The sequence below is a fragment of the Sphingobium sp. CFD-1 genome (assembly GCF_024611115.1).
In the GTDB taxonomy this organism is placed as follows: domain Bacteria; phylum Pseudomonadota; class Alphaproteobacteria; order Sphingomonadales; family Sphingomonadaceae; genus Sphingobium; species Sphingobium baderi_A.
On record NZ_CP084398.1, the window covers coordinates 3,064,070 to 3,076,794 of the forward strand.

The following is a 12,725-nucleotide window of genomic DNA, read 5'->3' on the forward strand; positions in this document are numbered from 1 at the left end:
ATCGGGGCGCAGAAATCCGGGCATCGCCCTGCACGGCGATAATGGCGCGCGCGGTTCCGTGGGAAGCCGCGCGCCGCACTTCACGCCGCCGCACCCTCCAGCGCGGTTTCATAGGTCGATGCCTTGAAGCCGACGATGGTGCGCCCCCCCACGTCCAGGATCGGGCGCTTTATCATCGACGGGTTCGCCATCATCAGCAGCACCGCCTTGTCCGCGTCGATATGCGCGCGGTCCCCTTCCGGCAAAGCGCGGAACGTCGTGCCCGAACGGTTGAGGATGGTTTCCCAGCTATGCTCGTCCACCCATCCGCGCAACGCCGCTTCGTCGACGCCCGACACCTTATAGTCGTGGAAGCTGTATGGAACGCGGCTGTTGTCGAGGAAATTGCGCGCCTTCTTGATCGTGTCGCAATTCTTGATGCCATACATGGTGATCATGGCGGATTATCCTTTGAAAGCGGTGAGGTCGATTTCGATCTTCATCAACGGCTCGATGAGGCCGGTGACGGTGCAGGTGGCAGCGGGGCGGATGTCCCCGAAAACCGCGCGCAGGGGCGCTGCGATTTCGTCCCAATATGCAGGGTCGGTGATGTAATAATTGACGCGCACGACATCGCCGAAGGAAAAGCCGCGCTCCGCCAGCGCGGCGCCTATGACCTTGAGCGCATTGGCGGCCTGATCGGCAACGCGTTCCGGCATGGCTCGGGTGTCGGGGTCATAGCCGGTAGTGCCTGACACAAAGCACCAGTCGCCCTGAACCAGAGCGCGCGAATAGCCGACATGCGCCTCAAACGGCGAACCGGAAGATATCAGCCTGCGGGACATGAGGATTCCTTCGATGCTGCGCGGAAAGGGATCGCGCGGCTCTTGCCCCGTTGGCGACCCGCTGTCCAGCGCTTTCGGGAACAGTGGGCGGCGCGATCCGTTGGAACGGCAGGATCGAGAACGGAAAGGATCAAGCCATGAGTCAGCTTCCCCCAGAGGAACCGGAAGAGAATAGCGAACAGGCCGAAGCAGGAACGCAGGCGCAGGATGTGGCGGAATCTGCGCGGACCAATTCCACCGACCTGGCCGAGGACAGCGAACATGGCGGTCGGCCCAATCCCGCACTGATCACGCCCGAGGATGCGCCCGACCTGGTCGACCGGATGACGGAAATGGTGCGGTCTGGCCGGATCGACACCGACGCCTTTGCGGGAGAGCCGCAAATGGATGACGAGGAAGACGAACTGGGACCAACCGAAGACGAGGATTGACCGGAGCTATTGCGCCGCCCAGCCCCCTGCCGTCGCCACATAGAGGCGCGCGACATTGCGAAGCTGGCGCGCCCGCGCTTCGACCAGTGATGAAGTGGCGCGCTGATACAGGCGGTTGGAATCGAGCACTTGCAGGATGCCGCTATTGCCGACCTGGAAACTCTTGCGGGAAAGATTGAGCGACCGTTCCGCGACGTCGAGCGCCTCGCGCTGATTGTCGACCGTGCGGGCGTCGTTGTTCAGGGAATGGAGCAGGTCGGCCACCTGCCCGAAAGCCTCGATAACGGTCTGCCTGTAGGTCGCGGCGGCCACCTGCATACCCGCCTGCGCCCCGCGCCGTTCAGCCTTGAGCGTGCCGCCATGGAAGATCGGCGCGGTGATACCGCCGAAAATGTCGAAAGCACGGAAACCGCTGTCAAGAATATGGCCGACATTGGGCGCGCCCTGTTCGATCGTGGCGCCTAGGGTGATGCTCGGATAAAGCCGCGCCGTCGCGACACCCACGCCAGCGGTAGCCGCGTGAAGTTCCGCCTCCGCCTGGAGGATATCGGGCCGTTTGTGCACCAGTTCCGACGGCAACGTTACGGGCACGCTTGCCGGCAGGGTGAAGCTTGCAAGCGTGAAATCGGTCGACCCTAGATCGGATGGAGCCACACCTACCAGCACTGCGAGCATATTGCGCGCCTCCGCTAGTTGCTGGTCCAGTTGGGGCAGTTCGCCGCGATCATTGGCAAGCTGGCTCTGCACGCTCAACAGTTCGACCATCGTTCCCTTGCCCGCCCTGCGACGTGCGTCGGTGAGGTCCACCGTGCGCTGATCCTCGGCAAGCAAGGCCGTCGTCGTCTCGATGCGGGCGCGGGTGGCGGCTATGGCGAGTACCTGATTGACCACCCGTCCAGCAATGACGAGATGCGCGGCCTCCGTCTCACGGGCCTGCGCCTCGGCCTTGGCGACTGCCTGTTCAACAGCGCGCTTCTTGCCGCCGAACAGATCGAGGTCGTAGCTGATGCCGCCGCCCACGGAATAGAGATTGAAGATCGGATTACCGCCTGTGGACCCTATGCCCGCCGGGTCGAAGCCGAAACCGGCAAGGTTCACCTCCTCCCGTTCGGCGCGTGCATGAGCGTCCACCTGCGGCAGGCGCGCGCCTGCGACCGCGGCGATGCGCGCCTGCGCCTGCAACAATGTGGCATTGCTGGCCGCAAGGCTCTGGTTATTGGTCATGGCTCGATCAACCAGCGCGTTGAGTTCGGGCGAACCGAAGGATTCCCACCAGCGCAATGCCGGTCCCTCGCCGGGTTGCGCGACCGGGCCACCGGGCGATGTCTGCAAGGTGGCGCCCGGCGCGATATAATCGTGCGTCGGGGGCGAGGCAGGGCGCACGAAATCGGGACCGGCGGAACAACCGGCCAGCATCAGCCCCGAAGTAAGAGCAAGAAAAAGCGAATGTCGCATATATCATTCCATATGGAAGGCGAAATCGTCCTCGGTCGGCTTGTGGCGCGCCGACCGCATGAAGAGGAGCATCGGCATCATCAACAGCGTCACGATGAATAGCGCCCAATAGGTATCGATATAGGCGACCATCGCCGCCTGACGTGTAATTTCGGCATTCAGCCGCGCGACCGCCGAGGGCAGGTTGAAGTCGAAATCCGGCATTTGCCAGCTGAGCAGCGGATTATCAGGCCTGATGCCTTCCACCAGACGCGAATGGACCGTGGCGGTGTTGCGGATTGTCATGGCCTGAACCACAGAAATGCCGATCGCCGAACCCAGATTGCGGATCAACGTGAACATGGCTGCGCCCTCATTACGCAAACGCTGATCCAGCGTCGCAAAGGCAAGGGTGGAGAGCGGCACGAAAACAAGACCGGTGCCCAATCCCTGAATGAAGCCCGACATAATGATGGGTCGTTCGTCCATGCCGAGCGAAAAACCGGACATGGTATGCATCGAGACCGCGCACAGGATGAGTCCCGACAAGATCAAAAGGCGCGTGTCGTAACGCCGGATCAACTGGCCGACCAGCATCATGGACACCATAGTGCCGACACCACGCGGCGCGGTTACGAGCCCGGTCAGCACGACCGGATAACCCATGAGTTGCTCAAGCATCGGCGGGAGAAGCGCCAGAACCGAGAACACCACCACGCCTATGAAGAAACCGAAAATCGAACCGAGCACGAAATTACGATCGGCAAACAGTCCCAGTTCGATGAACGGCTTCTTCGCCGTCATGATGTGAACGAGGAAGAGATAGAGGAAAAAGGCCGCCGCCAACGCTTCGATCCAAATCTCCGTGGAGCTGAACCAGTCCTGCTGCTGGCCCCGGTCGAGCATCAACTGAAGCGCGCCGATGCCCAGCGCCAACAGCGCAAAACCAAAGAAATCGAGGCTCCGCTTTTCCTCGTCCTCCGTTTCCGAGAGAAAGGCTGAAATGCCCATGAAGGTCACGATGCCGACCGGCAGGTTGATGTAGAAGACCCAGCGCCAGGTCAGATTATCAGTAAGCCAGCCACCCAGGGCAGGACCGACGATAGGCCCGAGAACGGCACCCATGCCCCAGATCGCCATGGCGGACCCGTGCCGCTCCGGCGGATTGATGTCGAGCAAGATGGCTTGGCTCATAGGCACGAGCGCCGCGCCAAACATACCCTGCAACATGCGGAAGGCGACCAGTTCGCCGATATTCGTTGCAATGCCGCAAAGCGCCGAGGCGATGGTGAAGCCAATGATCGAGACCTGCATCAGCCGCTTGCGGCCGAACCGCCCGGCCAGCCAGCCGGTGAGCGGCGTGAAGATGGCGGCGGAGACGATATAAGAGGTCAGAACCCAGGTGATTTCGTCCTGGGAAGCTGAAACGCTGCCCTGAATATGCGGCAGCGCCACATTCGCGATAGTGCTATCCAGCGCATTCATGATCGTGGCGGTCATCACCGAAAAGGTGAGGAACCGGCGTGTCGTGGCGTCGGGATAGGTGACGTCGCTCATTTCGAGGGTGCGGCCGTCGCTCGCGCCGAACCGAAGAGATGCCGACGGTGTCCGGTGTCGACCGTGACCAGCGCGCTTAGCCCAGCGTGAAGCGGAAGATCCGCCGGCGCGTTCGCCAGTTCCAGTTCGACCGGTAAGCGCTGCACGACCTTCACCCAGTTGCCGGTCGCATTTTCAGGCGGAAGCAAGGAGAAGGCATTGCCGGTGCCAGGGCTGAAACTGCTGATTCGCGCCTTAAGCTCATAGTCGGGATAAGCGTCGAGCTTCACCGTCGCCCCTTGGCCCAGCCGCATGTAACGCAACTGGCTTTCCTTGAAATTGGCTTCGATCCACAGATGTCTGCCAACCAGCGTGAAGACCGGGCGGCCGGCGGCTACATAATCGCCGACCTGAAGCTGGCTCACCTTGGTGACGATGCCGTCCTGCGGCGCCTTGACCGTGGTATAGTCCAGATTGAGCTGTGCATCGTTGACGTTCGCGGCGGCATAACGCACGCTTGGCTGATCGGTGACGGGCGCGTCGACCTGGCCAGAGAGCGCAGCCTTGATCCCCGCCGCGTCCTGACGCGCCCCGGCGATCGCCTGACGTGCGGTCTTTACGGCCAGGGCCGCCTGTTCATACTGATCCTGGGAGCTGATGCCCTGCCCCAGCAGATCCTTCTGCCGCGCGGCCTCGCGCGTTGCATAATCGAGCTGGGCCTGTGCCGCTTCTATCTTCGCATCGGCCGAGGCATAGTCGGCCCGCCGCGCCGCAACCTGGCTGCGGGCATCGGCCAACTGGGCATGGGCTGCGTGCAACGCCGCCTGATAATGGTCGGGATCGATCCGGAACAGAACCTGTCCGGCCTTCACCACCTCATTCTCATGGACCATGACAGCGATGACATGGCCGCTCACATTGGGCGTGATCGCGACCAGCCCGGCCTGGACATAGGCATTGTCCGTTTCCTGATAACGCCCACCGGAAAGATAGGCGATCAACCCGCCGACGATCAGCACTACCGGCGCGGCGATCAGCAGTGGCCGACGGAGTCGTGCTTTGAGCGAGGGACGCTCGGGTTGCGGCGTATCAAAGGCTCCGTCTGCTTGAGAATCCGGCGACATATCGAGCACGATGAGTTCCTGTAAATTGGATAAAAGCATGGCCTGAACGGCATCCGCCCGTGCCTATAGAGCAGCAACATTCCCTGCCTAGTGATTATTGGCCAGCTTTATTATGAATCATATTCATGCAAACTATCGACCTCAATCTTCTTCGCGTGTTCGAAACTCTCTATGATACGCAAAGCGTCACTCGCGCAGCGGAACGGCTGGGCCTTACCCAATCCGCGATCAGCCACGCGTTGGCCCGCCTGCGCCAGGCTATCGGCGATCCCCTGTTCGTGCGGCGTGCCGGTGGGTTGCAGCCGACCGCGCGCGCTATCGAAATCGCGCCTGGCATTCGGGACGGGCTGAACCAGTTGCACGGCGCTCTGGAGACCGCGCCGTTCGATCCTGCTACCGCCAGCCGCCGATTCCGCATCGGCGCCGGCGTCTATTTCTGCACCCTGCTCATCCCGGATCTGATCGCGCGCGTTCGCACCCTGGCGCCTCAAGTCTCGCTCTCCATCCACGCGCTGGGTTCCGATCTCCTTGCCTCGCTCGACAATGGCGCGACGGACATCGCGCTTGGCGTGTTCGGCAGCGCGCCGAAGCGACTGTTGCGCCAGCACCTCTTTCGTGAGGAGATGGTCTGGATCGCAAAGCCCGACCATGCCGTCGTGCGCGACCCCGCGCTGCTCGCAGCCGTACCGGCTTCCGGCCTGCTGCAAGTCGCGACCGGCCGCCCCTTTCCGGGACATGGCGCTTTCAGTTGGGAGAACGGGCTGGAGCGTCTTGTCGTCGCCACATCGGTCGGCGACCTACCCAGAGGTTCCGAAGTGACCAGGGAAGCGAGCAATGTCCATGACGCGCTCACAGCCATCGCCATCGTCTCCATCACGGACCTTGTCGCGCTGGTGCCGCGCCAGCTTGCCCGCAAAAGCGCGCAGGCGGGCCAGATCGCTATCGTTCAGGCCGGGGAACCGAACGGTCATATGGACATGACCATGCTCTGGCACACCCGGATGGCGGGCGACGCTGGCCTCCGCTGGCTCCAGGGATTGATTCTTTCCTGTCTTGATCCGGCCAGGCAGGACTGATCACGGCGGAGAGGTCAGTCCATCTTCTGCCGGCCTGCACTGAACCAGACAGCCACAACCCACCCACAGAGCGCGCAGGCCCCGAGCCAGACCAGAAAAGCGGCGGCATCTCCGCTGAGCGCCAGAAGAAGGCCAGGAATACCGGCCGCAACGCTCAGTGCCTGACGCGACCTCCGGCGCCATTCACGCCTCGGCACGCGCCCGACGCGGATTCGCTTAGGATCGCCCAGACACAAGATAAGGATGCAGATCGCGGAGAATGCACTCGCCAGAAAGGCCCAGATCATTATGCAACGGCCATTGTGGAAGAGGCAGACGACGCCGCTCCGCCGCGACGCCCGCGTTGCCTGGTGGCCTGCCAGACAGTCCACATGCCCGCGAGAAAAAAGGCAAGATCAAGGGCCGGAATGATGACCTGTCCGACGGCGATCGTTTCCGGCCAGCCCGGCCCCCCGGCAACAAGGCGCAGGGGCGGAAGCGCCATCATGATGAGGCCGGTCACAAACTGGAGGGCGCGCACGAGCGTTGCTGATCCGAATAGTAAGCCGCCGGCGATCACGGTACCCGATGCGATCAGGAAAGACGCAGGCGTCCAGAACGTCGCCGATCCCAGCGGCATGGTGATGAGGAACCCGGCAGCGGACGCCACCAGCGCCAGCGGCAAACCAAAGCCCACGACCGTCACCGTCCGGTCCAGCCATTCAAGCGAGCGCATGGTTTCACGCCGGCGCACAAGCCATAGGCGCAGGCCCGTGATCGTGACGTAGCACATCGCAAAGCCCAACCCGAACCAGACCGCCTTGGAAAGGACACCCGCGAAATTCCCGAAGTGAAGGGGCGCCATGGTGGCAGCCAGGGTTCCGCCCGCCGACGGTCGGGTGCCGATGGAGGGCTTGGTCCGCAGGAATTGCGCCTTGGCGCCATCGTAGAGCAGTGTCACCGGCTCGATATCGCCAGCCTTGGGCGAGTGGAAGCTGGTCACCTTTGCATCGGCGCGCCCGAAATTCTCTATCGAAACGAAGGTCGGTATTTCTCCGGTGCGGCGTATGGCGTCCGCCGTGATCCGGTCGAGATTGCCCATGACGACGGGCCTGGGATCGGGCGGCCCCGGATTGCCGAAAACCGCGTCGCTGAGCGCCTGAACATTGCCGCCAAAGGCCGCCATGGCGACGACCGGCACGCCGATCGTGCCGAAAAAGGAAAAGAAGCTGCCCGTGAATGCGAGGATGAAAGCAAAGGGCAGGCTCCACGATCCGGCCACGCTGTGCCGATCGCGATCGACCAGAACGGGATTGGCCCGGCGGCGCAGGGTAAAAATGTCCTTGAGCAGATGCCGGTGGATCAGCAATCCGGAAATGGCCGCGACCAGCATGGCAAGACCCAATATCCCGGTCAGCAGCAGGCCCCAGGGATCGGGAACATGCAAGCGAACATGCGTGTCAACAAGGAAGCTGCTGAGCGCGTCATCGTTGCGCGGGCCGAATACTTCCTCCCCGGTTCCGTGCAGCGTTGCGGCGACATTTCCTTTGCTATCGAGCTGATAATATATGCCTCGGCTGACGAACGTTCCGTCCGGGTCGGTCTCATGCCGGTGAAAGAAGGCCCCCAGATTATGGTCGCCGATCTCGAACAGATCGACCCCTTCATGATATTTTTCCGGCGTCCGGGCGCTCAAACTCCGGATCGCGCCGTCAATCGGCCGTTCAAACGCGGACCGGCTTTCCACGTGCCCCGCCGACCAGATGCCGATCTCTTCCGCAAAGACCGCCGCCATGCCCGTGAATACAACCGCATAGAGCAGCAAACCCAGCACGATGCCCGACCAGCCGTGGACGGCGACCATCAGCTTGGTCTGGTCCTTTTCCAGGTGAATCATCAATGGCTCTCCTGCACGACGGGGACCGGGCCGAGTAACTTGAATGCTACCAGTCCGCCATGCAGGACCAGCAGGGCGATTGCGGCAATGCCCACACGCGCCAGCTTGCGGTCAAGGCAGGCATGGAAGAAGAGCGCGGCCCAGATCAAGGGCGCCAGGACCAGGGGCAAGACCAGATTGTCGACACCCGCAGCCCCGCCGGGAAGCCAGAGGGGCATTCCGGCCATGACGACAAGCGTCACGATGACTGCACCTGGTCCCGCAAACAGGATACGAATCCACTTACGCCAAGCCAGCGACACGGCTTTCTCCATACTTTCGTTCCGGGCCGTTGCGACCGTTAGCGACCCTGCTGAATAGAGGCAAGAGAAATGCTATTGATAATCTTTCGCATATTAGAATCCGCCTGCCGATACTCCACCCCTGCCGGAACCGTCTGTCAGCGATCCGCAATCAGAAGCTGCTCCAACGATGGATGGGTAGGTTTCCGGCACTTTCATGAAAATTTTGCATGACTTATGCCCAATTGAAGTGTTGGTTATCATGTTCCCATGATATTACATCGCTTCTCCGTAGGTGACGAAGCGCATAGCGCCGTCCCGCCGACAGGGAAGGGCTATGAGGCATGGAAGGCACCAGCGAGGTTGAACTTTCACGACGAACGCTATTGGCCGCCAGCGGCGCTTCGGTCGCGGCAAGCGCCTTGCCGGAAACATCCGCGCACGCCGCACTGCCTCGGAGCAAGCCAATGACCTCGCAGCTTTCGTTCACGGTCAATGGAAAGCGTGAAACGCTGGAAATCGACACGCGCACCACCTTGCTCGATGCTTTGCGCGAACATCTGAAGTTCACCGGCACCAAAAAAGGCTGCGATCATGGCCAGTGCGGCGCCTGCACCGTGCTCGTCAACGGCAAGCGGATCAACAGCTGCCTCTCTCTCGCCGTCATGCATGAAGGGCATGAAGTCACGACCATCGAGGGGCTGGGCACGCCCGACAAGCTCCATCCGATGCAGGCGGCCTTCATCAAGCATGACGGCTATCAATGCGGTTATTGCACGCCAGGACAGATCTGCTCGGCCGTTGCCGTGTTAGAGGAGATCAAGGCGGGCGTCCCCAGCCATGCCAGCGCCAGCCTGACGGACGCACCCGGCTTCACCAACGAAGAGATGCGCGAAAGGATGAGCGGCAATATCTGCCGCTGCGGCGCCTATTCCAATATCCTCGAAGCGATGACCGAAGTTGCAGGAGGGAAGGCATGAAGCCCTTCACCTACGAACGCGCGACCGCGCCGCGCGATGCCGCCGCCAAGGCCGCATATACGCCAAACGCGAAATTCATCGCGGGCGGCACCAACCTGCTCGACCTCATGAAGCTGGAGATCGAGGCTCCTGCCCATCTGATCGACGTCAATGGCCTGGGCTTCGACAGGATCGAGGAAACGAAGGATGGCGGCCTGCGTATCGGTGCGCTGGTGACCAACAGCGACATGGCAAGCGATCCGCGCATCCGCCGCGACTATGGTCTTCTGACCCGCGCGACGGTAGCAGGCGCTTCGGGCCAGTTGCGTAACAAGGCGACGACGGCAGGCAACCTGCTCCAGCGCACGCGATGCCCCTATTTCTACGATACCAACCTGCCCTGCAACAAACGCAAGCCAGGCGCCGGATGCGCCGCCATCGGCGGATTCAGCCGCCAGCTTGGCGTCATCGGCACCAGCGATGCCTGCATCGCCACCCATCCCAGCGACATGGCGATCGCCATGCGTGCGCTCGACGCCACGGTGGAAACGATCCGGGCGGACGGTTCGACCCGCGATATTCCCATCGCCGATTTCCACCGCTTGCCCGGCGACACGCCCCATGTGGAAAATGCGCTGGAGAAGGGCGAATTGATCACTGCCGTCACGCTGCCCAAGCCGATCGGCGGGACGCATATCTATTATAAGGCGCGCGACCGAGCCTCCTATGCCTTTGCGCTGATTTCAGTCGGTGCGGTCATCCACAAGGATGGGACCGGCCGCGTCGCGCTGGGCGGCGTCGCGCCGAAGCCATGGCGCGTGGAGGCGGCCGAAGCCCAGATGCCCAACGGTGCAAAGGCCGTGACGGCACAGCTTCTGGCAGGCGCAAGACCGACCGAACATAACGCCTTCAAGCTCACTCTGGTCGAACGGACGCTGGCGGCCGCGATCGCGCAGGCAAGGGAATAGACGATGAAATTCGACACGCCCGCCATCGCCAATCCCATCGACAAGCTCAAGGTCATCGGCCAGCCGACCGATCGCATCGACGGGAAGTTCAAGACGACCGGCACAGCACCCTATGCCTATGAACGGCACGATGTGGCCCCCGGCCAGGCCTATGGCTTCATCGTCGGATCAGCCATCGCCAAGGGCCGCGTCGACACCATCGACCTCAAGGATGCGCGCGCCGCGCCTGGCGTGGTCGACATCCTCTCGACGCTTGACATGCCACCGCTGCCGCTGGGCCCGATGAACTTCGCCAACCTCTTTGGCGGGCCCGACATCCAGCATTATCACCAGGCGATCGCGATCGTCGTTGCGGAGAGCTTCGAGCAGGCGCGCGCAGCGGCGGCATTGGTCAAGGTCGACTATGTGCGTAGCGACGGCCGGTTCGATCTGGCGGCGGAGGCTTCCAATGCGAAACCTGCGGACGAGCGCAGCGGCATCAAACGAGTCGGCGACTTCGAAAGCGCCTTTGCCGCCGCGCCGGTGAAGATCGACGCCCATTATACCACGCCGGACGAAACCCATGCGATGATGGAACCCCATGCCAGCATCGCGTCGTGGGCAGGCGACAAGCTGACTTTATGGACATCCAACCAGATGATCGCGTGGAGCAAGGGAGCGATCGCGAAGATGCTCAATCTCGCTCCAGAGAATGTCCGCCTCGATTCTCCCTATATCGGCGGCGGTTTCGGCGGAAAGCTGTTTATCCGTTCAGACGCGGTTCTGGCGGCACTGGCCGCAAAAGCGGTAGCCCGCCCAGTCAAAGTAGCGCTGAGCCGGCCCCTCATGGCCAACAACACCACGCATCGGCCTGCAACGCGGCAACGCATCCGCATCGGCTGCTCGCCCGAAGGGAAGATCACGGCGATCGCGCATGAAAGCCTGTCGGGCAATCTGCCGGGCGGATCGCCCGAACCAGCCACACAACAGACCGAACTGCTTTATGCGGGCGAGAATCGGCTGACTGCATTGAACCTTGCCACGCTTGACCTGCCGGAAGGCCATGCGATGCGCGCTCCGGGCGAAGCGCCGGGCCTGATGGCGCTGGAAATCGCCATCGACGAAATGGCGGAAAAGCTGGGCATGGACCCGGTGCAATTTCGCATCCTCAACGACACGCAGGTCGATCCGGCCAATCCCCAGCGTCGCTTTTCACAGCGCCAACTGGTTGAATGCTTAGGCACCGGCGCGGAGAAATTCGGCTGGGATCGCCGCAACGCCAAGCCAGCCGCGGTGCGGGACGGGCGCTGGCTGGTCGGCATGGGCGTGGCGGCGGGATTCCGTAACAATCTGCTCACCCGGTCTGCCGCCCGGGTCCGGTTGGACGCACAGGGCATCGTGACGGTGGAAACCGACATGACCGACATCGGCACCGGCAGCTATACGATCATTGCCCAGACGGCAGCGGAAATGATGGGCATCACCCTCGATCAGGTCGTCGTGAAACTGGGCGATTCCGATTTTCCGGCCTCGGCCGGATCAGGTGGCCAGTGGGGCGCGAACAACGCCACTGCGGGCGTCTATGCCGCTTGCGTCAAGTTGCGCGAAGCCGTGGCGCAACAGCTTGGCTTCAACGCCACCGACGCGCAGTTCAGCAATGGACAGGTCCGTTCGGGCAATCGCACCGCACAACTGGCCGATGCAGCCCGCAACGGCGAACTGGTGGCCGAGGACTTCATCGAATATGGCAATCTCGACAAACAATATCAGCAGTCGACCTTTGCCGGCCATTTCGTGGAGGTGGCAGTCGACGGCTTCACCGGAGAAACCCGTATCCGCAGGATGTTGGCGGTCTGCGCGGCTGGACGCATCCTCAATCCCAAGGCAGCGCGCAGCCAGGTGATCGGCGCAATGACCATGGGTGTCGGCGCCGCGTTGATGGAGGAACTGGCGGTCGACAAACGCTTCGGGTTCTTCGTCAACCACGACCTTGCGAGCTATGAAGTGCCGGTCCACGCCGACATTCCGCATCAGGAGGTGATCTTCCTGGACGAGGTCGATCCCATATCCTCGCCAATGAAAGCGAAGGGCGTGGGCGAACTGGGCCTGTGCGGTGTCGGCGCTGCTGTCGCCAATGCGATCTACAATGCCACAGGCGTGCGGGTGCGCGACTATCCGATCACGCTGGACAAGCATCTCGACCGGCTGCCGCAGCCCGTGTGAGCATTGCCCGCTAC

At 62.2% G+C, this 12,725-nt stretch carries 12 protein-coding genes; 5 read left to right on the forward strand and 7 right to left on the reverse strand.

Features of this window, described 5'->3' with window-relative positions; genetic code table 11:
- Window positions 1-80 precede the first annotated feature (80 nt).
- Window positions 81-437, reverse strand: a complete 357-nt coding sequence (locus LDB26_RS15465; RefSeq protein WP_257539098.1) for an ArsC family reductase — start codon at window positions 435-437, stop codon at window positions 81-83.
- A gap of 6 nt (window positions 438-443) precedes the next feature.
- Window positions 444-824, reverse strand: coding sequence for a RidA family protein (locus LDB26_RS15470; protein ID WP_257539099.1), 381 nt, complete (start codon window positions 822-824; stop codon window positions 444-446).
- 137 nt (window positions 825-961) lie between these two features.
- Between LDB26_RS15470 and LDB26_RS15475 the strand changes: the two genes are divergently transcribed.
- Window positions 962-1,255: a hypothetical protein gene (locus LDB26_RS15475; RefSeq protein WP_257539100.1), complete on the forward strand. Its 294-nt coding sequence runs from the start codon at window positions 962-964 to the stop codon at window positions 1,253-1,255.
- Window positions 1,256-1,261: 6 nt separating this feature from the next.
- Here LDB26_RS15475 and LDB26_RS15480 read toward each other — a convergent pair whose 3' ends face one another.
- From LDB26_RS15480 to LDB26_RS15490, 3 genes are read right to left on the reverse strand one after another with little or no spacing between them, the layout of a single operon-like run.
- Window positions 1,262-2,710 carry an efflux transporter outer membrane subunit gene (locus LDB26_RS15480; RefSeq protein ID WP_062060839.1) on the reverse strand — a complete coding sequence of 483 codons (1,449 nt, stop codon included), beginning with the start codon at window positions 2,708-2,710 and terminating at the stop codon, window positions 1,262-1,264.
- 3 nt (window positions 2,711-2,713) lie between these two features.
- A complete protein-coding gene (locus LDB26_RS15485) occupies window positions 2,714-4,246 on the reverse strand; it encodes a DHA2 family efflux MFS transporter permease subunit (RefSeq protein WP_062060842.1) in 1,533 nt (510 codons plus the stop codon).
- Window positions 4,243-5,349, reverse strand: coding sequence for an HlyD family secretion protein (locus LDB26_RS15490; RefSeq protein WP_257542161.1), 1,107 nt, complete (start codon window positions 5,347-5,349; stop codon window positions 4,243-4,245). The genes LDB26_RS15485 and LDB26_RS15490 overlap by 4 nt, the downstream gene beginning before the upstream one ends.
- Before the next feature lie 125 nt (window positions 5,350-5,474).
- On the opposite strand from LDB26_RS15490, the gene LDB26_RS15495 reads away from it, so the two are divergent.
- On the forward strand, window positions 5,475-6,425 hold the full coding sequence (locus LDB26_RS15495) for a LysR family transcriptional regulator (protein ID WP_257539101.1): 951 nt from the start codon (window positions 5,475-5,477) through the stop codon (window positions 6,423-6,425).
- A 286-nt stretch (window positions 6,426-6,711) separates the two neighbouring features.
- On the opposite strand, the gene LDB26_RS15500 is transcribed toward LDB26_RS15495, so the two are convergent.
- Together LDB26_RS15500 and LDB26_RS15505 are read right to left on the reverse strand one after the other, a co-directional pair.
- Window positions 6,712-8,301, reverse strand: a complete 1,590-nt coding sequence (locus tag LDB26_RS15500) for a PepSY domain-containing protein (protein WP_062060854.1) — start codon at window positions 8,299-8,301, stop codon at window positions 6,712-6,714.
- Window positions 8,301-8,603: a hypothetical protein gene (locus tag LDB26_RS15505; RefSeq protein ID WP_062068220.1), complete on the reverse strand. Its 303-nt coding sequence runs from the start codon at window positions 8,601-8,603 to the stop codon at window positions 8,301-8,303. The genes LDB26_RS15500 and LDB26_RS15505 overlap by 1 nt, the downstream gene beginning before the upstream one ends.
- Before the next feature lie 323 nt (window positions 8,604-8,926).
- Between LDB26_RS15505 and paoA the strand changes: the two genes are divergently transcribed.
- From paoA to paoC, 3 genes are read left to right on the forward strand one after another with little or no spacing between them, the layout of a single operon-like run.
- A complete protein-coding gene (gene paoA / locus LDB26_RS15510; RefSeq protein ID WP_257539102.1) occupies window positions 8,927-9,562 on the forward strand; it encodes an aldehyde dehydrogenase iron-sulfur subunit PaoA in 636 nt (211 codons plus the stop codon).
- A complete protein-coding gene (locus LDB26_RS15515; RefSeq protein WP_062060860.1) occupies window positions 9,559-10,509 on the forward strand; it encodes a xanthine dehydrogenase family protein subunit M in 951 nt (316 codons plus the stop codon). The genes paoA and LDB26_RS15515 overlap by 4 nt, the downstream gene beginning before the upstream one ends.
- A 3-nt stretch (window positions 10,510-10,512) precedes the next feature.
- Window positions 10,513-12,711, forward strand: coding sequence for an aldehyde oxidoreductase molybdenum-binding subunit PaoC (gene paoC / locus LDB26_RS15520; RefSeq protein WP_257539103.1), 2,199 nt, complete (start codon window positions 10,513-10,515; stop codon window positions 12,709-12,711).
- Window positions 12,712-12,725: the final 14 nt, after the last annotated feature.